This is a genomic window from Stenotrophomonas sp. STEN031 (assembly GCF_056759975.1).
In genome coordinates, this window is record NZ_JBRREA010000020.1 from 24,405 (window position 1) to 50,459 (window position 26,055).

The window sequence follows — 26,055 nt, forward strand, 5'->3', positions numbered from 1 at the left end:
CATGCACGGCCTCCGCCTACAACGTGGATTCAACCTCCTCGAGTTGACGATCGTGGTGGGTGTTCTTGCGTTGCTGACCAGCGCCGCAACGGGCACCTACGAGGCATTCCAGCAGTCGCGCAGCTACAGCGAGGCCAGCGCACGACTCGGTGAATCACGACAGGCGATCAAGGCGTTCGTCATCCGCAACAAACGCCTGCCCTGCCCCGACAGCAGCCCCAAGGGTGATAGCGGCCGCGAGAACGGCGGCGTGGCGGGGTGCCCATTGGGATTGAACGTCGGATGGCTGCCATACGAAAGCCTGGGACTGACGCTGCCAGAGCAACGTGCACGCATCCGTTACGCGGTCCACCGCAGCAGTACGGCGGACCTGGTGATTCCTGCTGGCAGAGGGGCCGAATTCGCCGACAAGGACGGTTCCAGCAAGCTGTTGGCAACCTTGGCAAGCGCCATGCGAGCGCCGGCCACTACACGCCAGCCGTACTACAAGATGCCGCCCGCCAATACGCCCTATCCAAGCGAGACACCCGCGAATCCGGAGGTTGCCTGCAATGGCGTCGGCGAAACGATCAACCCGGCGTTCGCGCTGATCGCGCCGGGCATGGACATGGACCAGGCCGGTGGTGCCGCTGCCGGCTTCGACACCATGAACAACGCCATCGCCACGCAGCCCGCCAGCTCGCTGTGCATGGCGCCGCCCGAGCGCCCCGCAAGCTTCCGCAATGACGACCAGACCAGTGCCGAGTCAGCCACCAGCCTGCTCGGTTGGCTGACCTCCCTTGAACGATAAGCAATCGACCCCGCATAACTCCGAGGCCTTTGAAATGACGAGCCACCACAGCAACTCACCCTGCCAGCGCCAGCCGCGCCATCTTCCCCGCCTGCTGGCCGGTGGTGTCGGCACGCTGCTGTTGGCTGCGTGCACCAACATGCCACCACGCAGCGTGCAGGATCTTCCGCCCGTCGAGCACAAGGCACTGGAGCGCACCAGCACCGCTCTCGCGGAGGAGTCCGCGAAATTCCTGGAAGCCCAGGACAAGCGCCTTGCGGCGATCGAACACAAGGGCACGGCAGCACCAAGCACCAAACCGCTGGCACCGGTGTATGACCCGCTGGAGCACAGCGTGGTCAGCATCAGCATGTTCGATGCGGATGTCGGGCAGCTGCTGTGGGCGTTGGCCGGCGAGCTGAAGATGAACCTCATCGTCGATCCCAAGGTGCTGGAGCAGAAACAACGTTCCAGCCTGCAGCTGAGCAATGTGTCGGCGCGCGAGGTGTTCAACCACATCCTCGATGCGTTCGACCTGCATGGCGAGCTGCGCGGCGGTGCGCTGGTGGTGAGCCAGACCAAGGAACGCATCTTCAACGTCGACATGCTCAACTCGGTGACGTCATTGGAGCTCAACAGCGGTGGCGACGTATTCGGCGCCGGCATGGCCGGCGAAGGCGGCGGTGGCCAGTCACTGCGTGGATCGCTGAGCATGAGCGGCAGCGTCGGCAAGGACAATGATCCTTACAAGCAGCTCGCGGCGGCACTGGACGTGATCCTGGATACCGACAAGAGCAAGCAGGCCGTTGCGCCCACCGGCCCGGACCAGCCCAAGCCGGCGGCCACCGCCAGCTACAACCTGGATGCCGGCAGCGGCACCTTGTTCGTGCGCGCACGGCCCTCGCAGATGCGCGCCGTCGAAGAACTGATCGAGCACAACAAGCAGAAGCTGCGGCGTCAGGTACTGGTCGAGGCACAGATCCTGGATGTGACACTCAACGACAGCAGCAACTACGGCGTCGACTGGAACCTGCTGCGTGATCGCGTCGCCGGCATCTATGGCGATACCGCCGCCACCATCCTGCCCGACGCCAACAGCCCGCTGTCCTATGATGGTCTCACCCGCCTGGGTCAGCAGCCGCGCACCATCACCTTCCCCAACCAGACGCTTGGCTCGGGCCTGGGCCGGGCGCTGGGGCTCAGCTACGCCACTGACACGTTCTCCGCGGCGGTGAATGTGCTGCGCGGCTTCGGCAACGTCAAAGTGCTGTCCAATCCCAGCGTGCGCGTGCGCAATGGCAGCCCCGCCTACCTGAGCGTGGGCACCAACATCCGCTATGTCACCAAGTCCACCAGCAACTTCTCCAACACCGGTGGCAGCGGTGGCTCCTACAACCAGTCCACCGACATCCAGACCGATTCGCTGTTCTCCGGCGTGGTGATCGGCGTGGCACCGATGATCCATGAGAACGGCAGCGTCGAACTGCTGGTCCATCCAATGCAGACCGAGGTCGATACCAGCAGCCTGGTCCTGCGTGAGTTCCCCAACGGCAACGCCGTTACCCTTCCACAGGTCAACGTCAAGGGCATCACCACCACGCTCAACCTGCGCGACGGTGACACGGTGATGCTCGGCGGCCTCATCGATCAGAATGCGTCGCTGGACGATCGTGGCGTACCGGGGCTGTCCGACGTGCCGGTATTCGGGCGCATGTTCGGTTCCCGCGCCAAGACCCATAGCACCCGCGAACTGGTGCTGGTATTGCGGGTGAAGGTGCTGTGAGCCTGATCTTCGACGCCCTGCGCCAAAGCGCTACGACTACGGCGACCGGCACTTCGCCGGCCGCCGCGCAGGCGCACGGCCGGACGTCGCGGAAACGTCTGTATTGGCTGGGGGCTGCGGCGTGCGTAGTACTGGGGTCGACACTGGTGCACGTATTCTCCAGCAACGCCAATCCGGTACAGGCAGCGCATCCCCACAACCTGGCTGGCGCAGTGCAGGCTGCGTCGGCAGCACCCGCCCGCCAGGTCGCCCCCGCGTCCTTGCCAAGCACGGCGCCGCCGATTCCGGCCTTGCCGCCCCTGCGCCCGGCCGCGGCAGTGGCTGGCGCGGCGCCTGCGCTGCCGCGCTCGCCCCCGTCGCCCGCCGCCGCTGCGGCGGGCGCAACCGACCGTCCCCCGATTGCTGCGGCGGCACAGGACGTCGTCCATGTGCAGTCCCAGCAGTTGAACATCACCGTCAGCAAAAGTACGGCACCAGCCGCACAGACACGGCCCGCGGCCACTACCACCAGGGACAGTGAAACCGCCATAACCCAAGCCATCCGGACGCTGCAGGAGGCTGTGGCACAAAAAGACGATGCCGCCGTCGCACTGCAGTTGCAGAGGCTGCGCCAGCTGCTGCCCGCCGATAGCCTGACCCTGCTGCGCAATGAAGCCTGGATCGCACACAACCAGGGTGACCTGCTCGCCGCGGAAGAACGCTATCGGCAGATCCTGTCGCGTGTGCCCGAAGACACCCAGGCCGGTGTGAACCTGGCGCTGCTTGAAGCGGCACGCGGGCAGACCGACAACGCACAGACACGCCTGTTGCGGCTCGCTGCGGAGAACGGCGAGTCGGCGCTGATCATCCAGGCACTGGCGCAGATCCGCGGAACGCAGCAATGAATCCGGCCACCCGCCAGCACCTGCAGCAGCTTGGCCTGCATCGTTCGCCGTTCCCGCCGACGCCGGACAGCGTCGCCTACTTCCAGACCGCTTCGGTGGAGCGCGAGCTGGTGGAGGCAAGCCATTGCCTGCGCACGCGCTCGGGCTTCGTCCTGCTCACCGGCGAGGTGGGTACCGGCAAGAGCACGTTTCTACGCCGCCTGCTGGCCGCGCTGGAAAGTGAAGACATGGTGGTCTCGCTGGTCTTCAATACCTATCTGCAGGGCAATGACCTGCTTGCGGCGGTGTTGCGTGACTTCGGCCTGTCGCCCGAAGCGAGTGCCGCCGACAACATCGATCGCCTCAATCGCTTCCTGCTCGAGCGTTGGCAGCGCCAGGTCACCTGTGTCCTGCTGATCGACGACGCCCAGAATCTGGACATCGAAAGCCTCGAGTTGCTGCGCCTGCTTACCTGTCTGGAATCCGGGCAGGAGAAGCTGCTGCAGATCGTGCTGGCCGGGCAACCGGAGTTGCTGCAGTCGCTGGCGCAGCCCGCCATCCGCCAGCTCAGCAGCCGCATCAGCAAGCATGTGCAGCTCTCGGCCTTGCCGCAGGACCGCGTTGCCGACTATGTCCATTTCCGCCTCGACAGCGCCGGTGCGGACGGCAGCATCGCGCTCGACGACGCGGCGGTAAGCGCGTTGCATCGCCTCAGCAAAGGCAACCAGCGCCACATCCACCAGATCATGGACCGCAGCCTCTATGGCCTGTACGGGCATAGCACTACGCCCAGGAAAATCGATGCGGCATTGATACGCACCGCCGCTGCCGAGGCCGGCATCCGTGCGCCGACGGCAGTGCGCAGACATACCTGGGCCCTGGCCGCTTCGCTGGGGGGCATCCTCGTGCTGGGCGCGCTCGCCCTCTCGTTGCGTCCGGCGGTCACCCACGCCGAACCGTCGGCGCCGGCGCAGCACTCCGCCATCACCCACGCTCAGCCCGATCCTGTGTATGCCAACGCCAGCTGCCTTGCCGGGCTTGGCACGGGCGCACAGCTCAGCGTCGCCGTCCGCGCCGAAGCCGCGGCGCTGCTGCAGCAACGCGCCGATTTCTGCCTGCAACGGTCAGCGCAAGGGCTGCGCGCCACCTTCGTGCCGCACATCTCCGCCACGCAACTGCTGCAGCGCCAGCCCAATACGCATGTGCAGGAACTGCAGTACAGGCTGCAACAGCAAGGCCACTATGACGGCCAGCTCGACGGCCGCTTCGGCCCCCTGACCCAGCGCGCACTTTCGCGCATGCAGCAGCGCAGCTTCCTGCCTGCAACAGGCACGCCGGACCCCTTGACCTTGCACCTGCTTTCACTCAGCAAGCCGCAAGCCACCTCCTCGAACGACATGGATCCCTCCGCCAATGGCCACGGTTGATTCCCGCATCCCCTCCGCCTCCGCCAACTCGAGCCAGGGCCTGGTAAGCCTTGAACAGGCCAAGCTGGGCGTACTGCTCAACGAGCAGGGGCTGCTTGACCCGATCCAGCTGCTGTACGCCCGCCAGAAGAACCTGGTGGAGCAGACCAGCTTCGGCCGCCTGCTGATCCGCCATGGCCTGGCCAACGAATCGGACATCGTGCGCACCCATGCAGGCATGCTGGGCATCGAGTTCGCGCCGACGGAAACCCTGCCGATCGCCGACCCGCAGATCCTGGCCATGTTCAACCGGGAACTGTGCCAGATGCGCCAGTTCCTGCCGCTGCGTCGCGACGGGGATCAACTGGAAGTCCTGCTCGGTGATGCCGACCAGGCGGCCGTGGCCCAGCTTGTGCTGCAGCGCTGTGGCCTGCGTTGCCGCTTCCTGCAAGGCGAGTACGGCAAGGTCGCGCGGTTGATCCGGCAGACCTATTACTTTGCACAGAACCCGATCGAAGCGCTGCTGGAGAAAGAGATCCGCCGCCTTGCGACGGACAACGACCACGCCTACAGCCCGGAGAAGTTGCTGGACTACCTGCTCCACCTGGCCGTGCGTGAGCGTACAACCGACATCCATATCGCGCCGTCCGAACACAGCCTGCATGTCCTGTTCCGCGTCGACGGCGTGCTGCGGCCGATGTGGGCCATGCCCAACTCGCTCAGCCGCCTGCTGGGTTACATCAAGCTCGCCTCGGAGATGGACATCTCCGAGCAGCGCCGTCCGCAGGACGGCAGCTTCCGCGCCACGGTGCTCGACTCCGCGCTGACCGTTCGCGTCTCCACCCTGATCACCGAGTCCGGCGAGCGCATGGTCATGCGCCTGCTGCCGGAGCACAGCGATCTTGCCGGCCTGGAGGAACTTGGCTTCTTCCCCGAGGATGTCGCCCTGCTGGAGCGCCTGTTCGCCAAACCGGCGGGCCTGATCCTCATCACCGGCCCTACCGGCTCGGGCAAGAGCTCATCGCTGCACGCCGCACTGCGCATGCAGTCCTTGATCGAACGCAATGTGCTGACGGTCGAAGACCCCATCGAGTACCGCGTGCCGGGTGCCGGTCAGACCGAGGTCAACCGACGCGCCGGCTATGAATTCGGTTCCGCCCTGCGCCACTTCCTGCGCCACGACCCGGACGTGATCCTGCTGGGCGAAATGCGCGACGCAGAAACCGCACAGGCGGCAATCGAAGCCGCCGCAACCGGTCACCTGGTGTTGTCGACGCTGCACGTGACCACGGTCTTCGGCGTGGTACCTCGCCTCCGTCCATTGGGCCTGGAGGCGCAGGTGATCGCGGACAACCTGCTCGCGGTTGTCAACCAGCGACTGGTCCGCCAGGTATGTCCGTTCTGTGCCGCCGATGTTCCCTTCAGCGACAAGGAGTGCGAATGGCTGGAGCTGCCCATCGGCAGCCTTGGGCGCCGCGGCCCCGGCTGCGACCGCTGCCGTGGCAGCGGCTTCTATGGCCGACTGCCGGTCTACGACATCATGATCGTCGACGAACCCCTGGCCAATGGCATTGCCGATGATGTCAGCCGCGAGGCCCTGCGCGGGCTGGCCATGGGTGCCGGCTTCAAGGGCATCGAGCAGGTCGCACGTGCACGTGTCATCGCCGGCCAGACCACCACCGAAGAAGTGTTGCGCGTGGTTGGTGTAGGCCCGTCGCCATGAACGTCTACTACTACCGACTGCTGCTCTCCAACGGCCGCGTCCGCGCAGGGGTAACCCAGCTGGCGGTCGAGCACGATGCCTCCGCACGCATGTGGCTGGAGAAGAACTTCGATGCGGTGGTGCTGAAACTCTACCGCTTCCCTGGCTGGCTGGCGGAAACCCAGCGTTCCATCACCCACCTGATCAAGCCCAGCATCAAGCCGGTGGAGCTGGCCGGCATGCTGCGCGACCTGGCGGTCATGACCAGCAGCGGCATTCCGGTCATGGAAGCACTGCGCGCAGTCGCCAACGAGGTCAGTTCCGGCCGTGCTTCCAATCCGGCCCGGCTGGCACGGCGCCTGCTGGATGAGCTGGATGCCGGTGCATCGTTGAGTGATGCCTTCGGTCGCTATCCGGATGCGTTTCCCGAGACGGTTCGCAACCTGATCATGATCGGCGATGAAACCGGCTCGATGGACAAGATGTTGATGGAAGCGGCCGACCACGTCGAACGCATCTCGCGGATGACCGCCGACACCCGCCAGGCCTTGATCTACCCGGCCTTCGTGTTCTCGGCGATCTTCGCCGCCGGTGGCTTCTGGATCTACTACGTCATCCCCAACCTGTCCGACCTCTTCAAGCAGATGAACGCCAAGCTGCCGCCGCTGACGGTCTGGGTGATGCGCAGTTCCGAGTGGCTGATCGGGCACATCGCCATGATCGCCGCCGGCATGGTGGCGCTGGCCTTCGTGCTGTGGGTGACCTGGCGCTACAGCCGGCGCTTCCGTCGCGCCGTGCACTACACACTGCACAAGCTCCCCATCGCCAAGACCATCATGTTCTCCTCAGGGCTGGCCTTCTTCACTGAATACATGGCCCTGCTGATCCGCGCCGGCGTCGACATGGTCAGCAGCCTGCAGGTGATGGAGCGCGCCATGCGTGACGAGTACTACCGTGATCGCATCATCGCCATCCGCCAGGTGCTTGAACGCGGTGACCGGGTGTCCTCGGCTATGCGCCAGGTGGGCGGTTTCCCCTCGATGATGGTGCGCATGATCAGCGTTGGCGAGGATACCGGCACCCTGGACAGCCAGTTCTCGCGGCTGTCCGAGGAGTACAGCCTGCGCCTGCAGCGCCTGATCACCAACCTGTCGGAGATCATCAAGCCGGTTGTCGTCCTGTTCGGCGGCGGCATGTTCGTTTTCCTGATCGTCGCCTTGCTGCTACCGGTCTACGACCTGGTACAGCAGGCCATCACATCGCCGCAGATGTAAGGACCGCCCCGACCATGAAATCAATCCGATCCAACCGTGGCTTCACCCTGATGGAGATGTCGGTGGTGCTGGTCATCATCGCGCTCATCCTGGGTGCGGTCACTGTCGGCCGCGACGTCTACCGCGGCGCGGTCGCCGAACGCATCAGCAGCGAGTTCGTGCAGGGCTGGATCCTCGCCTATGACCGCTACGCGAGCCAGACCGGTAGCGTGCCGAACGACGGAACCCTCACCGGCATGATTGGTGGCGGCACCGCCGCGACCGCGCTGTGCAGCACGCAGCTGGTCGACGAGATGCTCAAGGCTGGCGTGACCCTGCCACAAGGTGCAATGGAGGGCCGCCAGGATGCCTACATCTACCAGGACCGCAATGGCCTGCCGCAACGCCTGCAGGTCTGCCTGCAGGCGATCTCCGGCTGGCACGAGCCAAGCAGTTCCACCGGCTACGTCCAGCGAACACGCAACGTGCTGGTACTCCATGGTCTGACGCCGGAGCTGGCACAGCAACTGGATCAACGCATCGACGGCAAGGTCGATGCGCGCGCAGGGCGGGTACGCGAGAAGCGGCCAGGTACCAACAAAGTCGCCACCCCCACGGAGAACGCCGCCTGGTCGCGCGACGAAATGAGCAATGCAACCACCAGCATGGATGCCGCCAGCGCAACGGTCACCGCCTACATAAAAATGAGCCAGTAATCGGACCTGCAGTCATGCACAACGTCAGCCCTGATCCACTCGCCGATACCTCCACACCCCCCGCCCAACGCGGCTTTGGCCTGCTGCAGGTCATGCTGGTGCTGATGCTGGCAGGCGTGGCGGTGGCCGCCGCCACCCTGCTCCTCAACGCCAAGCGACCACTCGCCCAGGCAAGCAACCAGCAGCACACCCTGCGCTGGGCGGACGAAGCCCTCACCGCGTATGCCGCAGCACATGGACGCCTGCCCTGCCCGGCCAGCCGCTGGAGCGAGGAACCCTCCAGCGTATTGGAGAGCTGCGTTGATGATGGCAGCGCCGGCTCGCCGCAGGCCGTCGGCTTCCTTCCCGTGGCCGTACTCCCGGGTGCCATGGAACTCGGGGCCGGCATTGGACCGATCCGCTACTCGGTATCGCGTGGCGTGATCGCCACGGACCCAGCTGGCGCGCAGCACCGCCAACCGGCCCTCTCCGACACCGGCGACGCCTACATCCCGGTCAACGAGCAGGGCGAAGCCTTCGAGGACTATGTTGATCCGACCGCGGGCCTGGGCAATGGCCTGGACTTCTGCGCCGCGCTCGGCCAGAACGCCGTTTCCGGCGGCATCGCCGATGCCTACGCCACCACGAGGACCGCAGACCAGCAGTACAACCTTGCCTATGGCCTGGTAGCGGCCGGTATCACCGGCAATGAAGGCAGCCGTTTCGACAGCACCGCCTCAGCGGCGTTGCCAAGTCCCGCCAAGCCGGGTGATGTCGACTACGACGACCGCACGCTTGCCCGCACCTTCGCCGAGCTGGCGCCACTGGTGGGCTGCCGCCAGTACGCGGCACCGAACGCGATGGAGGCCCCCAGCAGCGTGGCGTTGCTGTCCATGGACGTGTTGGCCGGTGCCGTCGCCAATCATGCCACCGTCATCGATTTCCAGGACACGAATGAAGGCAACGGTGAGGCCCAGGTCCGCGATGCCACCTTCGCCCAGGTCATGGCGATCACCTCCATCGTGCTCAGCTCGCTGACGCTGGTGGATTCCATCCAATCGGCGGTATTCCACGGTGTCACCCTGGGGATCGATACCGCGATATGCATCGCCTCGCTCGGTATTGTCTGCGCGCCGTTGGGCAAGGACATCATCGCCAATATCCTCAGCGTGGGCGCCATGATCCAGTCGATCTCGGCACTGGTGCAGAACACCGTGGCGCTGGTGCCCATCGGCCTGGCCCTGGATGCGAACGTCAAGGCGCGTGATCGCGCCAAGGAATCAGGGCAGCGGCCGGACACAACCTCGGTCGAGGGGGTGCTCAAATCAATGGAAAAGATGTTGTACGGCGCCGATGCAACCGTCTGCGAGACGAAGACAGACCCCACCACCGGACTACCGATACAGCGCCGGGACCCCGCCGGAGAATTGATTTTCAACGACGCGGGCATCCCGCAATACGAGTGTGAGGAAAAAACCGGCTTCCAGCCCGGGTTGAAGCAGGATGTCGAGAGCGCAAAGGTGACCGAGCGCAACATGGTCGCCGCCGAACAGGTGTATTACGTCAACCGCATCCTGCCGTTCGAGGACGCATCGCTGGCCTCGTTGATGGTGCTGGGCCCATCCGCGGCCAAGTACAAGAGAACCACCTGTGAGTACACAGGCTCCGGCCCATACAAGAACAGCAACGGCAACTGCGTCGCGGTCATCCCACCGGAACCCGCGGGCTGGAGCTCGGTGACCCGCTTCCTGCCCAATGCGTTGCAGGATGCCAAGCTCCGTCGCGGCTATGCCCAGCGATGGACCGTGCTGCAGCGCGAGGCCAATGACATGAAGCGTGCCATCGACCAGAAGACAGCCAACCGGACGCAGTGGCTGGGATTGGTTGCGGGTGCGGAGAAGGACGCCGAAAACGTATGTCGCGGGGCCAACAACCCCGACTCCATGCAGATCTGCAAGAACTCGCGCCAGCAGGTCCATTACATGAAAACCTGCACCTATACCCTGGCCAACCCCGATGGCTCCACCCGCGTGTTCAACGAACTCAGCCCGGGTGCCGGGGAGCCGATCAACTATGACGCCCAATGCACGCCGATGATCGATCTTGACCTGCAGCGCGCAAAGGACGCGCTGGCAAACAAGGAGCGCGACCGCGACGCCACCAAACGCTCCTACGACCGGCAAAGCTCGCCCTACCTGAGGTACCCGACCAGCTGGAACAATCGCAGGGTCGTCATCGATACCAGCGTCCCGACGTTCACCTGGGACACCAGCAATGTCTGGCGCTACAACGAGCTGCCGATCGATGGCGCCAATGGCGTACATCTCATCAGCACGGAAAACGTGGTGTCCGGCGATGCCTGCGATTTCCTCAGGACGACCGGGCAATCGGGGTCCGAGTGCTCCCGCTATCCCTACTCCCGCGCCTATGGCGACTGGCTGCAGGCCAAGGAAGGTGCGGACAAGGCAATCACAAATCGCACACAGACCGAGGCCCGCTTCAAGGAGCTGGAAGCCAAATATCTCACGCTGCAGAATGCAGCAGGGCCGGGCTCAGGCAACGAGGAGGCGCTGGTAGTGGGCGCTCCCGCGCTGCTGCTGAAGGCCGACACGCGCGGCGCGGTGGGCCCAGCGCGCCCCGCGGTGGCTACGCCATGACCATCCATCGTCACGCACAACGCGGCTTCAGCCTCGTCGAGATGGCCATTGCCCTGGTGATTGCAGGGTTGATCTCGGCCGTGGTGTTCGCCTTGATACCTGCGGGCACGCAGGTGCTCAAGGCTGACAATGACGAACAACGGATGGCACAGGCCGAGCATGCCCTGCTGGGGTATCTGCGTGCCAACCTGAAGCTTCCGGCGGCGGACACCGATGGTGATGGCCGTGCCAATCCGGGCCAGACCGCCGGATGGCTACCGGTACGCGACCTGGGCCTGTCCAGCGACACGCGCATCCTCTACCAGGTGCAGGCGGATCTGCTGCCGACGCTTGGCAGCCATTTTTCCCCGCGCATCCCCGATGGCACTGCCACCAACCCGACCTCGCCGATAAACGGGCTGGACCTGTGCCTGCGCCTGATGGACCTGCAGAAAACCGCGCCGAAGCTTCCTGGCATCGAGTTTGCTGCAGCCTATGCACTGGCCATCAACAACCATCGCGCCGATGTCGGCGCGGATGTCGGCAGTGCCGCAATTGCGTTTCACCTGCCCGGGTTGCCAGACAATGCGCATCGCCTCACCCAGGCCGCCGGCATTGGCGAGCTGTCCAGCCGCCTGTCCTGCAGTGACCGCGTGGGTCGTGCGCAGGGAGCCGCGCAGTCCGCGGCAGCGGCCTACAGCACCGCTCGGGTCGCCGAGTTCAATGCCCGGTTCCGGAAGTTCGACGAGCGGACAGCGCGTGCACTGAAGGCCGCCACCGATGCCGGCATGGCCGCTGCCGGCGCCGCACTGGCATTCGCAATCTTCGATGAAACAATTGCCGCAGTGATGACCACACCAGGCGACTTCGAAACGCCGCTGAAGATCACCATCGCATTGGGCGAGCATGCCAATGCACTCACCGGCATCGGCTATGCGAGTTATCTGGTCCACCTCGCCACCGGTGAGGTGGAAGAGGCCGAGGCGGCCTTGCAAGCGGCAAAACAAGCCAAGGAAATCGCCGCCATACAGTGGCAGAAGGCCTCCGCAGCAAGCCAGGCCGCCAAGCAGAGTGCCATAGCCCTGGACAGCGCAGGAATCGATAAATGAGTCACCCCAACATTTCCTCATCCCGCGTACGTGGCTTCTCGCTGATTGAACTTACCGTATCGCTGGTGATCCTGGGCATCGTTGGCGTGCTGCTGGCACGGTGGCTGATGCTCAGCCACAGCGAGAGCCAGCAGATCATGCAACGCACGCTGCTGCAGCGCGCCGATGATGCGCTGCTGGCCTATGCGGCAAGCAATCATCACCTGCCCTGCCCGGCTGCCGATAACAACGGCATCCCCGACTGCAGCCTGGAACATGGCCAGCTGCCGTACCGGGAGCTCGGTCTCCCGGACCAGCGTGCTGCCAGCCTGCGCTACGCGGTCTATCGCAACAATGCGCTCGCCGCTGTTGATCCGGATGTGACAACCGTCAACGCCGACCTCACCGTGGCAGCCAACCGCGCGCCTACCCTGCAGGTGCTAAGCAATGCCACGTCTTCCAGCATCGCCTCCATGGTGATGCTGCCCGACACCTGCACGAAGCCGGGGGCTTGTGACGACACAGCCGACCTCGAGATCAATGGCCTGGACTTCTGCTACGCACTGCGCAGCGCGATGAATGCTGGACTGCAAGCCGGGCAGCTGCGCACCCTGCGCGCGCAGGGGAGCGGCGAGGCCATGGTGGGCAATATCGCCTATGCACTCTCCACCGCTTCACTGGACTCCGCGGCGAGCAGCGCACTGCCCTCTCCACGGCGACCTGCCAGCGTCGAACATCCCGAAAAGGTACGCGCGGTAGGCCTGGAGCAGGTGTGGACCCGGCTGCGCTGCGGTGAATCGGTGGGTGCAGCCCTCCACGCCCATGCCAATGCAGCCGCCGCTGCTGCCATCAACGTACCGGCGATGGAGGACTACGCCGAGCAGCTCTCCATCATGTCCGAGCTTGCACGGGCGTCCGACAAGAGTGCGGATGCCGACATCCAGTCCGCGGTCGCGCAGATATCCGCCGCCATGGGTGGCAGCAACGATACCGTGTCTGAAGCGTTCAATACCTATGGCGCATGGACCTGGCGCGCCGGTTTGTCCATCGTGGGGGTAGGCAGTGCGATTGGCGCCACGGTCGCCGCCGCAGCCTCCAAGGCCAAGTCGGTGGAAAGCGTCAGGACAGCGGAGAAGACCGAGGCGGCATTTGCCAGTGGCAACCCCACCGACGACGACCCCGATCGTACCGTGTACTCACTCACCAGCCGCTCGACCGAACTTGCCAGAACCATCGACCTGGAGGCACGCAGGGCGGATATGTTGGGCATATCGCCGCGGCTTCCCCAGCAGGCGGCGGCCGAAGGTCTCAAGTAGGCAAGGCCGCGGTTGTTGCATGGAACCCCGACCACCAACGCCGCCACCCAAGGCGGCGTCCAGAAAGACAAAGCACCGCCGTAACCTGTCCTGCACCGGCAGCGGACGCACCGTCATGCTGCTTTTCCGGAACGAAAAAGGCGTGCCGCGAGGCACGCCCTTGCAGTGCTCCGGGGGATGTCGCTCACGCCAGCGCGACGCGCCCCATATGCGTCCGCTCCGTCCCCATTCCGCCGCTCCGCGCGGATGCCAGTGCCCCTGCCCCGCTGGATATCTGCGCGAACAGGTGGCGTATCTCCTTGCCGGGGTCCAATCCCAGTTCGGATCGGAGCATCACTTCGAAGCGCTGATAGGCATTGACGGCGGCGCTGAGCATGCCGCTGCCGGTATAGGCCCGCATAACCCGCTGCGCGTGCGCCTCGTTCCACGGATCATGCTGGCCCAAGGCGCGCGCCATCAGCAGCGCGCGCTCCCATTGGCGGCTCGACAGCAGCTCATCACAGCACTTCTCCGCGGCCGCAACCAGCCTGCCATCCAGTTCCTGCCGACTGGTCTCCAACCAACTACGGAAATCTATGCCGGCGATATCATCCATGCCATCCAGGAAGCTGCTGTGCCTTGCCAGCATATAGACCGCCTGGCAGGGCACCGATTGCAGCAGGTCGATGTCAAAGCGCATCTCCTGGTCCCGGAACAACCCCACGCTGCCGCGCTCGATGCGCAGTATGTCCGTGCCGAGGGCTGCACTGCAGAAGCGGTTGAGATTGCTCAGCACCTGGCGCAGGTTGGTCAGTGCACTGGTTTCGCCCAGCGTCGGCCACAGCAGCGCCGCCAGCGCCGTGCGCGAATGCATGCGGTTTGACTCCATCGCCAGGTAGCCCAGCAGGGCCCAACCCTTTCGATAGATCAATGGTGCCGGCAGGCCGTCGCCCTGCCCCATCAACTGCACCAGACCCGTGACCGGTGCGCTGTTGTGCCCGCCACACCGGTTTGCGCCTATGCATGGCGTGTCCTGCTCTACTACGTGCGTCATGGTTTTGCCCCCGGTTGGCCCAGCAAATGAGGCCCTTACTTGTTAAACCGGCAAAAGCAGCGCAATCCAATCATCAATCTGCGAATGATCGCGTTCGGACCTTGGTCGGGCTGCTGCCGTGGGGCGAAATCCGCGCAATCGGCGCGCTGCGGATCGGCCCCGACGTAGGTTTCAGCCGCAACCATGCCGCTACGACGGGGCTTGCGCGGCAAATCCAGGCAATCACACCTGCAAGCGTTGACACCGCGTCTACGGGGTGGTTATCTCGACCCATGCTGCAACGCCACAACGCCACCGCTGACCTGACTTCGACCCCGGCCCACGCCGTGGCCTCGATTCTTGTACTCGTACTTATTACCGAGCCAACAGGTGCGGGGCAGACTGGCGCGTAACGTAAAGACAGCCAGATTCGACTAAAGACCCCGCGCCGACCCCGGTGCGGGGTTTTTCGTTTCCAGCTTCTATTTCATCTGAAACCATGTACCCAACCACTGACACCACGAACAAACACACCGCCAACGCTGCCTGCCGCAGCGCTGCCGCCTGCATGGTGTCTGCCCCGCCCGCCCCGGCCGCTGCGTCCTGACGCAACGGCCGTTTTTATTTCTGCATGTCTCTCTTGATCGCAAGGAACCCAAGCACCATGAGCACCAACGAACTGCCCCAGATCAAAATCGCCGTCGTCGGTTACGGCAGCCAGGGCCGCGCCCATGCCATGAACCTGCGTGAATCCGGCTTCGACGTGGTTGTCGGCCTGCGCGCTGGCGGCCCCACCGAGGTCAAGGCACAGGCCGATGGCTTCACCGTCAAGACCCCGGCCGAAGCGGTCAAGGACGCCGACCTGGTCGCCGTGCTGACCCCGGACATGGTGCAGAAGAAGCTCTACAACGAGGTGCTGGCACCGAACATGAAGCAGGGCGCCTGCCTGCTGTTCGCGCACGGCCTGAACGTGCATTTCGGCATGATCGAGCCGCGCGCCGACCTGGACGTGGTGCTGGTCGCGCCGAAGGGCCCGGGCGCACTGGTCCGTCGCGAGTACGAAATCGGCCGCGGCGTGCCGTGCATCTACGCGGTCTACCAGGACAAGAGCGGCAAGGCCGAGCAACTGGCACTGGCCTATGCCGCTGGCCTGGGCGGCGCCCGCGCCAACATCATCAAGACCACCTTCAAGGAAGAGACCGAAACCGATCTGTTCGGCGAGCAGGCCGTGCTGTGCGGTGGCGCTTCCTCGCTGGTGCAGGCCGGCTTTGAAACCCTGGTCGAAGCCGGCTACCAGCCGGAAATCGCCTACTACGAAGTGCTGCACGAACTGAAGCTGATCGTTGACCTGTTCTACGAAGGCGGCATCACCCGCATGCTGGAGTTCATCTCCGAGACCGCGCAGTACGGTGATTTCGTCAGCGGCCCGCGCGTCATCGATGCCTCAGTGAAGGCGCGCATGAAGGACGTGCTGACCGACATCCAGAACGGCACCTTCACCCGGAACTGGGAAGCCGAGTACGACGCCGGCCTGCCGAACTACAAGAAGTTCCAGCAGGCCGACATGGAACATCCGATCGAGAAGGTTGGCAAGGAACTGCGCGCCAAGATGGTTTGGCTGCAAGGTCAGACTGCGTAATCCGCGGTCCCCCACCCGCAACTGGCAAAGGTCGCTGCATGAACACTTCCACCCCCGGTGCGCCCCGTAACGGCGCACGCTGGCTGACGCAGGCCCTGGAAGCCGAAGGCGTGCAAACGCTGTTCGGCTACCCGGGCGGCACCATCATGCCGTTCTACGACGCATTGGTGGACTCCAGCCTCAAGCACATCCTGGTACGACACGAGCAGGGTGCGGCGCTTGCCGCCAATGGTTATGCCCGCGCAAGCGGCAAGGTAGGCGTATGCGTGGCCACCTCCGGCCCGGGCGCGTCCAACCTGGTCACCGGCATCGCCGACGCCATGCTCGACTCGGTACCGATGGTGTGCCTGACCGGCCAGGTCGCTACCCCGCTGCTGGGTACCGACGCGTTCCAGGAACTGGATGTGTTCGGCATGACCATGCCGATCGTCAAGCACAGCTGGCTGGTGCGCAGCGTTGATGAGCTGCCGCAGGTGGTTGCCGAGGCCTTCCGTGTCGCCCGTGAAGGGCGGCCCGGTCCGGTGCTGATCGACCTGCCCAAGGACGTGCAGCTGGGCGATGCCTCGCACCTGCCCGATCACGTGCCGGCCTCGATCGATCCGGTTCCGGCACCGTCGGCCGAGCGTTTGGCCGCTGCTGTGGAAATGATCGCCGCTGCAGAGAAGCCGGTCATCTATGGCGGTGGTGGCATCGGCCTGGCCGATGCGGTTGGCGAGTTCCGCCACTTCGTCGAAAGCTCGGGTATCCCGACCGTGCTGACCCTGCGCGGCCTGGGTGCACTGCCGGCCAATCACCCGCAGTACCTGGGCATGCTGGGCATGCACGGCACCCGCGCCGCCAACATGGCGGTGCAGGAGTCGGACCTGTTGATCGTGGTCGGCGCCCGCTTCGATGACCGCGCCACCGGCAAGCTGGCCGAGTTCGCGCCGTTCGCCCGCGTCATCCATCTGGATGCCGATGCCTACGAGATCTCCAAGCTGCGCGCGGTCGACATCGCCATCCCCGGCAACGTCAAGACCGGCCTGCAGGCGTTGACCAGCATCCGCAGCAGCTGCAACAGCTGGCGCGCACGTTGCGCCGCCAACCGTGAAAAATTCGCCGCCCGCTATGACGCCCCCGGCCACGACATCTATGCCCCGGCGCTGCTGAAGCGGCTGAGCGAAGTGGCGCCGGCGGATACCGTCATCGCCTGCGATGTCGGCCAGCACCAGATGTGGGTGGCCCAGCATTGCCGCTTCAACCACCCACGCAACCACCTGACTTCCGGTGCGCTGGGCACGATGGGCTTCGGCCTGCCGGCGGCGATGGGTGCACAGTTCGCCTGCCCCGATCGCACCGTGGTGCTGGTCTCCGGTGATGGCAGCTTCATGATGAACGTACAGGAGCTGGCCACCATCGCCCGCTGTCGCCTGCCGGTGAAGATCGTGCTGCTGGACAACGCCTCGCTGGGCATGGTCCGCCAGTGGCAGGAGCTGTTCTTCGCCGAGCGTTACAGCGAGATCGATCTGTCCGACAACCCGGATTTCGCAGCGCTGGTGCAGGTATTCGGCATCCCCGCCACCCGCATCACCCAGCGCGCACAGGTCGAAGATGCACTGGCCGCCATGCTGGATACGCCCGGCCCGGCATTGCTGCACGTGTCCATCGATGCACGCGCCAACGTGTGGCCGCTGGTGCCACCCAACAACGCCAACAGCACCATGCTGGACAGCAACCCAGCCCATGCCAAGGCAGTGCAGGAGAGTTCCAATGCAATACCGGCTTGACCTGGTGCTGAAGCCTGCCGAAGGCGCGCTGGTGCGCGTGATCGGCATGGTCGAACGGCGCGGCTTTGCCCCCAGCAACATCGCCGGCAATCGCAATGCCGACGATGCCGGCCGCTGGCACGTGCAGATGGACATCCATGGCACGCGCCCGCCGGAAACCCTGTGCCACCAGTTGCAGAAGGTCTACGACTGCGAATCCGTGCAGCTGGTACCGGTAGCAGGTGCCAGCGTATGAGCAGCGACGTAAGTGGCGTACCGGTAGTACGCCGCCACAAGCCACGGAGGCGTCTTCTTCAACGCGAACAGTCGACAGCTGGTTCGCTTGTATCCGGTGACGGCCACGTACATGCCTGACCGTGGCCGCACCGTCGCAGTTGCAACACCCGCTGACACGTTGAACGTCAGCGTCGCCGACGTATTGGCCGCGCAGGCCCGCCTGCGCCGTTTCCTGCCGCCTACCCCGCTGCATTACGCCGAACGTTTCGGCACCTGGCTCAAGCTCGAAAACCTGCAGCGCACCGGTTCCTACAAGGTGCGTGGCGCCTTGAATGCCATGCTGGCCGCGCTGGAGCGCGGCGACGAACGCCCGGTGATCTGCGCCTCGGCCGGCAACCACGCCCAGGGCGTGGCCTGGGCCTCGCACCGGCTGGGCGTGCAGGCCATCACGGTGATGCCGCATGGTGCACCGGCCACCAAGATCGCCGGCGTCCAGCACTGGGGCGCGACCGTACGCCAGCACGGCAACAGTTATGACGAAGCCTATGCCTTCGCCCGCGAGCTGGCCGAACAGAACGGCTACCGCTTCCTGTCCGCCTTCGACGATCCCGACGTGATCGCCGGCCAGGGCACGCTGGGCATCGAACTGGCACCGCATGCACCGGACGTGGTGATCGTGCCGATCGGCGGTGGTGGCCTGGCCTCGGGCGTTGCGTTGGCCTTGAAGTCGCAGGGCGTGCGCATCATCGGCGCACAGGTCGAAGGCGTGGACTCGATGGCACGCGCGATCAAGGGCGATGTGCGCGAAGTTGACCCGGTGCCGACCCTGGCCGATGGCGTCAAGGTCAAGATCCCCGGTTTCATCACCCGCCGCCTGTGCGCCAGCCTGCTCGACGACGTGGTCATCGTGCGCGAAGCCGAACTGCGCGAAACCCTGGTGCGACTGGCGCTGGAAGAGCATGTCATCGCCGAAGGCGCCGGCGCTTTGGCGCTGGCCGCCGGCCGCCGCGTCTCCGGCAAGCGTAAGTGTGCGGTGGTATCGGGCGGCAACATCGATGCCACGGTATTGTCGACCTTGTTGTCTGAAGTGCGCCCCAGTCCCCCGCGTAAACCTCGACGGCGTAACGCCGAACGACTTAGAAGCCGTGTCGTCGCAGCGACACAGCGCAGCCCCAAATCCGAACCCCCCAAAATTCCCGTTACCGCCGCAGTCGAGGAGACCCTCTGGTGAATACTCCAACCAACAACACCCCGCGAATTACCATCTTCGACACGACCCTGCGCGACGGTGAGCAATCACCCGGCTGCAGCATGACGCCACCACAGAAGCTGGTGATGGCGAGGGCGCTGGCGGAACTGGGCGTGGACGTGATCGAAACCGGCTTCCCCGCAAGTTCGCAGTCCGACCGCGAAGCCATGGCCCTGATCGGCCGCGAGGTACGCCAGCCGGTGCTGGCGGTGCTGTCGCGCTGCCTGGCCGGCGATATCGAAACCTCCATCAAGGCGTTGGAAGCCGCAGCGCGCCCGCGCCTGCACCTGTTCCTGTCCACCAGTCCGTTGCACCGCGAGCACAAGCTGCGCATCAGCAAGGAACAGGTGCTGGAGTCTGTGCACAAGCATGTGAGCATGGCGCGCGGCTATCTGGACGATGTCGAGTTCTCCGCCGAGGACGCCACCCGCACCGAACTGGACTTCCTGACCGAAGTCACCCAGGTCGCCATTGCCGCCGGTGCGCGCACCATCAACCTGCCCGACACCGTTGGCTTCACCACGCCGGAAGAGATCCGCGCGATGTTCCAGCATGTCATCGCCAATGCCGCCGGCGCCGACAAGGTGGTGTTCAGCACCCACTGCCACAACGACCTGGGCCTGGCCGTGGCCAACTCGCTGGCCGCCATCGAAGGCGGTGCACGCCAGGTGGAAGGCTCGATCAACGGCATCGGCGAGCGTGCCGGCAACTGTGCGCTGGAAGAAATCGCGATGGTGCTGAAGGTACGCAACGCCTTCTACAACTTCGATACCGGCTTCGACACCCAACGCATCGTGCCCACCTCGCAGCTGCTACAGCGCCTGGTCGGCATGCCGGTCCAGCGCAACAAGGCCATCGTCGGCGCCAATGCCTTCGCCCATGAATCCGGCATCCACCAGCACGGCATGCTGCGCAACCGCAACACCTACGAAATCATGCGTCCGGAAGACGTGGGCTGGGAGTCCTCGCAGATGGTGCTGGGCCGCCACAGTGGCCGCGCCGCGGTCGAGGCGCGCCTGCGTGCACTGGGCTACTGGCTGGAAGAAGAAGAACTGAAGCTGGTATTCGACCAGTTCAAGGCGCTGTGCGAGCAGCAGCGCGTGGTCACCGACGCCGACCTGCAGACCCTGATGCAGGGCACCTCCAGCAGCGACGGTTACCGCCTGGCCTCGATGACCATCAGCGACGTCGGCAGCCGCGCCAACGCACTGGTTGAACTGTCCGATCCGGAAGGCAACCGCGTGGCCGAAACCGCGCAGGGCGACGGCCCGGTCGATGCATTGTTCTCGGCCTTGTCGGCCGCCACCGGCATCCAGCTGACCCTGGACAGCTACCACGTGCACAGCGTCGGCATCGGCGCCGATGCCCGCGGCGAAGCCAACCTGAGCGTGCGCCACGAAGGCGAGATCCTCGAAGGCACCGGCACCAGCCGTGACATCATCGAAGCCAGCGCCCTGGCCTGGCTGGATGTCACCAACCGCCTGCTGCGCCAGCGTGAAGGCAGCAAGACCGAGGAAGCCGTCAGCGCCTGAGCGCGACGGCAGAACATAGGCAACGGAACGTACTGATGAGCTCCGCACCCAAAACCCTGTACGACAAACTGTGGGACGCCCACGTTGTCGTCCCCGAATCCGACAACGCGCCGGCCGTGCTGTATATCGACCTGCACCTGATCCACGAAGTGACCTCGCCGCAGGCCTTCACCGAACTGCGCCAGCGCGGCCTGAAGCCGCGCCGCCCGGACCGCACCAAGGCGACGATGGACCACTCCACGCCGACCCTGCCGGCCGGCCCGGACGGCAAGCTGCCCTACGCCAGCAAGGCCTCCGAGGCGCAGGTCGAAACGCTGGCCAGGAACTGCGCCGAGTACGGCATCGAGCTGTTCGACCTGTCCTCGGCCAACCGCGGCATCGTCCACGTCATCGCCCCGGAGCAGGGTTTCACCCAGCCGGGCATGACCATCGTCTGCGGTGACAGCCACACTTCCACGCATGGTGCGTTCGGCTCGCTGGCCTTCGGCATCGGCACCAGCGAAGTCGGCCACGTGCTGGCCACGCAGTGCCTGCTGCAGCGCAAAGCCAGGACCATGGCCATCACCGTTGATGGCGAACTGGCCCCGGGCGTCGGCGCCAAGGACGTGGTGCTGCACATCATCGGCGTGATCGGCGTCAACGGCGGCACCGGCCATGTGCTGGAGTTCCGCGGCTCGGCGATCCGCGCGATGGACATGGAACAGCGCATGACCCTGTGCAACATGTCGATCGAGGCTGGCGCCCGCGCCGGCATGGTGGCACCGGACCAGGTCACCTTCGACTGGGTCGGCAAGACCCCGCGTGGCCCCAAGGGCGCTGACTTCGACACCGCCGTGGCGTACTGGAAGACCCTGAACACCGACGACGGCGCGCGCTTCGATGTGGAAGTGCAGATCGATGCCGCCGACATCCGCCCGACCCTGACCTGGGGCACGCACCCGGGCACCGCGATTGCAGTGGATGCGCCGATCCCGGCCGCCAACGACGCCGCTGCGCAGAAGGGCCTGGACTACATGAAATTCGAGGCCGGCCATTCCCTGGTCGGCACGCCGGTGGACGTGGTGTTCGTCGGCTCCTGCACCAATGGCCGCCTGAGTGACATGCGCGAAGTGGCGCAGGTGCTGCGCGGCCGCCGCGTCGCCGATGGCGTACGCATGCTGGTGGTGCCGGGTTCGGAGATCGTCAAGCGCGACGCCGAGGCCGAAGGCATCCACGAGATCGTGCGCGCTGCCGGTGCCGAATGGCGTGAGCCGGGCTGCTCGATGTGCATCGCCATGAACGGTGACCTGGTCGCACCGGGCCAGCTGGCGGTGAGCACCAGCAACCGCAATTTCGAAGGCCGCCAGGGCCCGGGGTCGCGCACCCTGCTGGCTTCGCCGATGAGCGCGGCATGGGCGGCGGTGAACGGCCGTGTTGCCGACACCCGCGATCTGTTTGCCAAGGAGGTGGCGTGATGAAAATTACACAAGCACACCCTCATCCGGCGCTGCGCGCCGCCTTCTCCCGGTGGGAGAAGGGCTACGCACTGGAGCTGTACTGATGGCCGCACTGACCCGCATCGTTTCGCGCAGCGTGGTGCTGCGCCAGACCAATATCGACACCGACCAGATCATCCCGGCGCGTTTCCTGTCCACCACCGAGCGTGCCGGGCTGGGCAAGAATGCCTTCAATGATTGGCGCTGGCAGGCCGATGGCTCGCCGAATGCGGACTTCGCCTTCAACCAGCCGCACAACCAGGGCCGCGCCATCCTGCTGGCCGGGCGCAACTTCGGTTGCGGCTCCTCGCGCGAACATGCGCCGTGGGCATTGACGGATCTGGGCCTGCAGGCGATTGTCAGCAGCGAGATCGCCGACATCTTCCGTGGTAACTCATTGAAGAACGGCCTGCTGCCGATCGTGCTGGACGAAGCCGACGTGCAAGCGCTGATGCAGAACCCGGATGACGAACTGACCGTGGATGTAGCAGCGCGTGAGCTGCGCACGTCCAGCGGCAAGGCGTACAGCTTCCCGCTGGATGGCTTCTCGCAGACCTGTCTGCTGGAAGGCGTGGATCAGCTGGGCTGGCTGCTGGGCCGGGTGGATGAAATCGAGCGGTATGAGGCTGCGAAGGCAGCCTGACGAAACACCCCTCCCCTTGCTGGCGTTGCCGGCAGGGGGAGGTCGGGAGGGGGTTGGCTTCGGCTTGTAATGCGCAAGCGGCAACGGCAGAAGCTACCCCTCCCAAACCCTCCCCTGCGCCTTCGGCGCAAGGGAGGGAGTAAAACCGCATCGCCCGCAGGGCAGCGCGCGCAACCCCCCGCCCCATGCTGGCGTAGCCGGCCAGCGGAGGTCGGGAGGGGGTTGGCTTTTGGCTTGTAGTGCTCAAACGGCAACGGCAAGAGCTAACCCCTCCCCGGCCCTCCCCTGCGCCTTCGGCGCAAGGGAGGGAGCTCCCAACAACAGCAGCAACCGGAACCCCTACATGCAAGCCAATATCGTCGTACTGCCGGGTGACGGCATCGGTCCTGAAATCACCGCCGTCGCCGTCGACGTGCTCAAGGCCGTCGCCACCCGCTTCGGCCACAGCTTCAGCTTCAGCGAACACGACATCGGCGGCATTGCCATCGACAAGCACGGCGAGCCGCTGCCGGCCGCCACGCTGGAAGCCTGCAGCAAGGCCGATGCCGTGCTGCTGGGCGCCGTCGGTGGCCCCAAGTGGTCCGACCCCAATGCCAAGGTGCGCCCGGAACAAGGCCTGCTGGCCATCCGCAAGGCGCTGGGCCTGTTTGCCAACCTGCGCCCGGTACGCACCCATCCGGCCGCGCTCAACGCCTCACCGATCAAGCCGGAACTGCTCAAGGACGTGGACTTCGTGGTGGTGCGCGAGCTCACCGGCGGCATCTACTTCGGTGACAAGACCCGTGACGCCGGCAGCGCCAGCGACCTGTGCCGCTACACCGTGGTGGAAATCGAGCGCGTGCTGCGCAGCGCCTTCCGCCTGGCCCAGCAGCGCCGCGGCAAGCTGACTTCGGTGGACAAGGCCAACGTGCTGGAAACCTCGCGCCTGTGGCGCGATATCGCCGCCCGCATCGGCCGCGAAGAGTTCCCGGACGTGGAGCTGGAACACCAGTTGGTCGACTCCATGGCCATGCACCTGATCGCCAAGCCGCGCGTCTACGACGTGATCGTCACCGAGAACATGTTCGGCGACATCCTCACCGACGAGGCCTCGATGCTGGCCGGCTCGCTGGGCCTGTTGCCTTCCGCCTCGTTGGGGGAACAAGGCAAAGTCGGCATCTACGAGCCGATCCACGGTTCGGCTCCGGATATCGCCGGCAAGGGTATTGCCAACCCCTATGCCACCATCTTGAGCGCGGCGATGCTGCTGCGTCATTCGTTGGGGCTGGAAGCCGAAGCCGCCGCCATCGAACAGGCGGTCACCGCAGCACTGGATGGCGGCCACTTCACCGCCGACCTGGCCGCGCAAGGCCAGGCACTCAGCACCCGGCAAGCCGGCGCGACCGTGCTTGCGCAGTTGAAATGATGTAACTGGACGCGGCCTTTGGCCGCGTCTTTTTTTGCGGGCTGTTCCCGCCTGGTGGATACCACGCTGCTTTTTTTCTTGGACCTGTCTCCTATTGGACCCGTTCTTCAGGTCCCGCATTGAAAAGGAATGACCTTGAACTACCGTACCCCCGACGACTTCCTGGCCTATGTGGCCAAGCGCGACCCCAACCAATCCGAGTTCCTGCAGGCAGTCAAAGAGGTGGCCCACAGCCTGTGGCCCTTCCTGCAGCAGAACCCGAAATACACGCAATACGGGTTGCTGGAACGTCTGGTAGAGCCGGAGCGGGTCATCCAGTTCCGCGTCGCCTGGGCCGATGACAAGGGCCAGACCCACGTCAACCGCGCCTGGCGCGTGCAGCACAGCTCGGCGATCGGCCCGTTCAAGGGCGGCATGCGTTTCCACCCCTCGGTGAACCTGTCCATCCTCAAGTTCCTGGCCTTCGAGCAGACCTTCAAGAACGCACTGACCACCCTGCCGATGGGCGGTGGCAAGGGCGGCTCGGACTTCGATCCCAAGGGCAAGAGCGATGGCGAGGTGATGCGCTTCTGCCAGGCGCTGATGCTGGAGCTGTACCGCCACCTGGGCCCGGATACCGACGTGCCGGCCGGTGACATCGGCGTCGGCGCACGCGAGGTCGGCTTCATGGCCGGCATGATGAAGAAGCTCAGCAATGACGCCGCCTGCGTGTTCACCGGCAAGGGCCTGGCCTATGGTGGCAGCCTGATGCGGCCGGAAGCCACCGGCTTTGGCACGGTCTATTTCGTCGAGCAGATGCTGCACCACGCCAAGCGCCAGACCCATGGCGCCAAGGTGCTGGTCTCCGGCTCCGGCAATGTCGCCCAGTACGCGGCCATCAAGGCCAGCGAACTCGGCGCCAAGGTCCTGACCTTCTCCGACTCCGGCGGCACCCTGTACGCACGCGATGGCTTCGACGAGCAGGGCCTGCAGGAAGTGATGGCGTTGAAGAACGAGCGCCGCGGCCGCCTGTCCGAACTGGCCGACGATGCCCGCTTCGAATTCCTGGCCGACCGTCGCCCCTGGCATATCCCGGCCGACATCGCCCTGCCCTGCGCCACCCAGAACGAACTGGATGAAACCGACGCCCGCACCCTGGTCCACAACGGCGTGCTGTGCGTGGCCGAAGGCGCCAACATGCCGTCCACGCTGGAAGCGGTGGATGTGTTCCTGCAGGCCGGCACGCTGTATGCACCGGGCAAGGCCAGCAACGCCGGTGGCGTGGCAACGTCCGGCCTGGAAATGAGCCAGAACGCATTGCGCCTGTCCTGGCGCCATGCCGACGTCGACGAGCGCCTGCACGTGATCATGAAGGAGATCCACGCCAACTGCGTGCAGCATGGCGTGCGTGCCGATGGCAGCGTCAACTACGTGGACGGCGCCAACATCGCCGGCTTCGTCAAGGTTGCCGACGCGATGCTGGCGCAGGGTCTGTACTGAGGCAGCACCAGGAAACGCAGCACAGCAACGGCGCCCCTGGGCGCCGTTCTCTTTTACGGTACGTCATCGTTGGCCACTTCCACATGCCACCGATGCCTGCCGCAACCCACCGCACTGTACCGCCTGGT

Annotated in this window: 20 protein-coding genes; 19 read left to right on the forward strand and 1 reads right to left on the reverse strand. The window is 65.2% G+C overall.

Annotation, left to right across the window (positions count from 1 at the left end; translation table 11 throughout):
• The first annotated feature begins 1 nt into the window (after window position 1).
• Genes ACVOLQ_RS11150 through ACVOLQ_RS11195 form a run of 10 tightly spaced genes read left to right on the forward strand, consistent with a single transcriptional unit; the run spans window position 2 to window position 13,511 of the window.
• Window positions 2-790, forward strand: coding sequence for a type II secretion system protein (locus tag ACVOLQ_RS11150; RefSeq protein WP_481528047.1), 789 nt, complete (start codon window positions 2-4; stop codon window positions 788-790).
• Complete coding sequence (gene mshL, locus ACVOLQ_RS11155) at window positions 780-2,552, forward strand: pilus (MSHA type) biogenesis protein MshL (protein WP_313173538.1); 1,773 nt, start codon at window positions 780-782, stop codon at window positions 2,550-2,552. The genes ACVOLQ_RS11150 and mshL overlap by 11 nt, the downstream gene beginning before the upstream one ends.
• A complete protein-coding gene (locus tag ACVOLQ_RS11160) occupies window positions 2,549-3,436 on the forward strand; it encodes a hypothetical protein (RefSeq protein WP_481528048.1) in 888 nt (295 codons plus the stop codon). Before mshL ends, ACVOLQ_RS11160 begins: the two co-directional genes overlap by 4 nt.
• Entirely contained in the window at window positions 3,433-4,842 is a 1,410-nt protein-coding gene (locus ACVOLQ_RS11165; protein ID WP_481528049.1) for an AAA family ATPase, read from the forward strand. Before ACVOLQ_RS11160 ends, ACVOLQ_RS11165 begins: the two co-directional genes overlap by 4 nt.
• On the forward strand, window positions 4,829-6,544 hold the full coding sequence (locus ACVOLQ_RS11170) for a GspE/PulE family protein (RefSeq protein WP_313173541.1): 1,716 nt from the start codon (window positions 4,829-4,831) through the stop codon (window positions 6,542-6,544). Before ACVOLQ_RS11165 ends, ACVOLQ_RS11170 begins: the two co-directional genes overlap by 14 nt.
• The gene (locus ACVOLQ_RS11175) at window positions 6,541-7,797 is read left to right on the forward strand and encodes a type II secretion system F family protein (protein WP_313173542.1); all 1,257 of its coding nucleotides are present in this window, start codon (window positions 6,541-6,543) and stop codon (window positions 7,795-7,797) included. Before ACVOLQ_RS11170 ends, ACVOLQ_RS11175 begins: the two co-directional genes overlap by 4 nt.
• Window positions 7,798-7,811: 14 nt before the next feature.
• On the forward strand, window positions 7,812-8,492 hold the full coding sequence (locus ACVOLQ_RS11180; protein WP_481528050.1) for a type II secretion system protein: 681 nt from the start codon (window positions 7,812-7,814) through the stop codon (window positions 8,490-8,492).
• Window positions 8,493-8,506: 14 nt separating this feature from the next.
• A complete protein-coding gene (locus ACVOLQ_RS11185; protein ID WP_481528051.1) occupies window positions 8,507-11,128 on the forward strand; it encodes a hypothetical protein in 2,622 nt (873 codons plus the stop codon).
• Entirely contained in the window at window positions 11,125-12,216 is a 1,092-nt protein-coding gene (locus ACVOLQ_RS11190) for a type II secretion system protein (RefSeq protein ID WP_313492862.1), read from the forward strand. The genes ACVOLQ_RS11185 and ACVOLQ_RS11190 overlap by 4 nt, the downstream gene beginning before the upstream one ends.
• On the forward strand, window positions 12,213-13,511 hold the full coding sequence (locus tag ACVOLQ_RS11195) for a type II secretion system protein (RefSeq protein WP_481528052.1): 1,299 nt from the start codon (window positions 12,213-12,215) through the stop codon (window positions 13,509-13,511). Before ACVOLQ_RS11190 ends, ACVOLQ_RS11195 begins: the two co-directional genes overlap by 4 nt.
• 184 nt (window positions 13,512-13,695) lie before the next feature.
• Here the strand turns inward: ACVOLQ_RS11195 and ACVOLQ_RS11200 are convergent, their stop codons facing one another.
• The gene (locus ACVOLQ_RS11200; protein WP_313173547.1) at window positions 13,696-14,544 is read right to left on the reverse strand and encodes an AfsR/SARP family transcriptional regulator; all 849 of its coding nucleotides are present in this window, start codon (window positions 14,542-14,544) and stop codon (window positions 13,696-13,698) included.
• Window positions 14,545-15,187: 643 nt separating this feature from the next.
• Here ACVOLQ_RS11200 and ilvC point away from each other — a divergent pair.
• The 9 genes from ilvC to gdhA all read left to right on the forward strand — a co-directional run bounded on the left by ilvC (window position 15,188) and on the right by gdhA (window position 25,927).
• Window positions 15,188-16,162: a ketol-acid reductoisomerase gene (gene ilvC / locus ACVOLQ_RS11205; RefSeq protein ID WP_313173548.1), complete on the forward strand. Its 975-nt coding sequence runs from the start codon at window positions 15,188-15,190 to the stop codon at window positions 16,160-16,162.
• 38 nt (window positions 16,163-16,200) lie between these two features.
• Window positions 16,201-17,928, forward strand: a complete 1,728-nt coding sequence (gene ilvG, locus ACVOLQ_RS11210; RefSeq protein WP_313173549.1) for an acetolactate synthase 2 catalytic subunit — start codon at window positions 16,201-16,203, stop codon at window positions 17,926-17,928.
• Window positions 17,912-18,163 carry an ACT domain-containing protein gene (locus ACVOLQ_RS11215; protein WP_313173550.1) on the forward strand — a complete coding sequence of 84 codons (252 nt, stop codon included), beginning with the start codon at window positions 17,912-17,914 and terminating at the stop codon, window positions 18,161-18,163. The genes ilvG and ACVOLQ_RS11215 overlap by 17 nt, the downstream gene beginning before the upstream one ends.
• Before the next feature lie 111 nt (window positions 18,164-18,274).
• A complete protein-coding gene (locus ACVOLQ_RS11220; protein ID WP_481528053.1) occupies window positions 18,275-19,375 on the forward strand; it encodes a threonine dehydratase in 1,101 nt (366 codons plus the stop codon).
• Window positions 19,372-20,925 (forward strand): 2-isopropylmalate synthase, encoded by a 1,554-nt coding sequence (locus tag ACVOLQ_RS11225; protein WP_414717093.1) that lies wholly within the window; start codon window positions 19,372-19,374, stop codon window positions 20,923-20,925. The genes ACVOLQ_RS11220 and ACVOLQ_RS11225 overlap by 4 nt, the downstream gene beginning before the upstream one ends.
• A 35-nt stretch (window positions 20,926-20,960) precedes the next feature.
• Window positions 20,961-22,379 carry a 3-isopropylmalate dehydratase large subunit gene (leuC, locus tag ACVOLQ_RS11230; RefSeq protein WP_481528054.1) on the forward strand — a complete coding sequence of 473 codons (1,419 nt, stop codon included), beginning with the start codon at window positions 20,961-20,963 and terminating at the stop codon, window positions 22,377-22,379.
• An 85-nt stretch (window positions 22,380-22,464) separates the two neighbouring features.
• Entirely contained in the window at window positions 22,465-23,043 is a 579-nt protein-coding gene (gene leuD / locus ACVOLQ_RS11235) for a 3-isopropylmalate dehydratase small subunit (RefSeq protein WP_481528055.1), read from the forward strand.
• Between the two features lie 343 nt (window positions 23,044-23,386).
• The gene (gene leuB / locus ACVOLQ_RS11240; RefSeq protein ID WP_481528056.1) at window positions 23,387-24,448 is read left to right on the forward strand and encodes a 3-isopropylmalate dehydrogenase; all 1,062 of its coding nucleotides are present in this window, start codon (window positions 23,387-23,389) and stop codon (window positions 24,446-24,448) included.
• 129 nt (window positions 24,449-24,577) lie between these two features.
• Window positions 24,578-25,927: an NADP-specific glutamate dehydrogenase gene (gene gdhA, locus ACVOLQ_RS11245; protein ID WP_313492868.1), complete on the forward strand. Its 1,350-nt coding sequence runs from the start codon at window positions 24,578-24,580 to the stop codon at window positions 25,925-25,927.
• Window positions 25,928-26,055: the final 128 nt, after the last annotated feature.

Excerpts from the sequence above, each read along its gene's own strand:
- leuC (WP_481528054.1), top strand. The coding sequence starts at position 20,961 with ATGAGCTCCGCACCCAAAACCCTGTACGACAAACTGTGGGACGCCCAC.
- ACVOLQ_RS11165 (WP_481528049.1), top strand. The coding sequence starts at position 3,433 with ATGAATCCGGCCACCCGCCAGCACCTGCAGCAGCTTGGCCTGCATCGT.
- ACVOLQ_RS11195 (WP_481528052.1), top strand. The coding sequence starts at position 12,213 with ATGAGTCACCCCAACATTTCCTCATCCCGCGTACGTGGCTTCTCGCTG.
- ACVOLQ_RS11190 (WP_313492862.1), top strand. The coding sequence starts at position 11,125 with ATGACCATCCATCGTCACGCACAACGCGGCTTCAGCCTCGTCGAGATG.
- ACVOLQ_RS11150 (WP_481528047.1), top strand. The coding sequence starts at position 2 with ATGCACGGCCTCCGCCTACAACGTGGATTCAACCTCCTCGAGTTGACG.
- ACVOLQ_RS11215 (WP_313173550.1), top strand. The coding sequence starts at position 17,912 with ATGCAATACCGGCTTGACCTGGTGCTGAAGCCTGCCGAAGGCGCGCTG.
- ACVOLQ_RS11170 (WP_313173541.1), top strand. The coding sequence starts at position 4,829 with ATGGCCACGGTTGATTCCCGCATCCCCTCCGCCTCCGCCAACTCGAGC.
- ACVOLQ_RS11200 (WP_313173547.1), bottom strand. The coding sequence starts at position 14,544 with ATGACGCACGTAGTAGAGCAGGACACGCCATGCATAGGCGCAAACCGG.
- ACVOLQ_RS11180 (WP_481528050.1), top strand. The coding sequence starts at position 7,812 with ATGAAATCAATCCGATCCAACCGTGGCTTCACCCTGATGGAGATGTCG.
- leuD (WP_481528055.1), top strand. The coding sequence starts at position 22,465 with ATGGCCGCACTGACCCGCATCGTTTCGCGCAGCGTGGTGCTGCGCCAG.
- gdhA (WP_313492868.1), top strand. The coding sequence starts at position 24,578 with ATGACCTTGAACTACCGTACCCCCGACGACTTCCTGGCCTATGTGGCC.
- ACVOLQ_RS11175 (WP_313173542.1), top strand. The coding sequence starts at position 6,541 with ATGAACGTCTACTACTACCGACTGCTGCTCTCCAACGGCCGCGTCCGC.
- ACVOLQ_RS11220 (WP_481528053.1), top strand. The coding sequence starts at position 18,275 with ATGCCTGACCGTGGCCGCACCGTCGCAGTTGCAACACCCGCTGACACG.
- ilvG (WP_313173549.1), top strand. The coding sequence starts at position 16,201 with ATGAACACTTCCACCCCCGGTGCGCCCCGTAACGGCGCACGCTGGCTG.
- ACVOLQ_RS11185 (WP_481528051.1), top strand. The coding sequence starts at position 8,507 with ATGCACAACGTCAGCCCTGATCCACTCGCCGATACCTCCACACCCCCC.
- leuB (WP_481528056.1), top strand. The coding sequence starts at position 23,387 with ATGCAAGCCAATATCGTCGTACTGCCGGGTGACGGCATCGGTCCTGAA.
- ilvC (WP_313173548.1), top strand. The coding sequence starts at position 15,188 with ATGAGCACCAACGAACTGCCCCAGATCAAAATCGCCGTCGTCGGTTAC.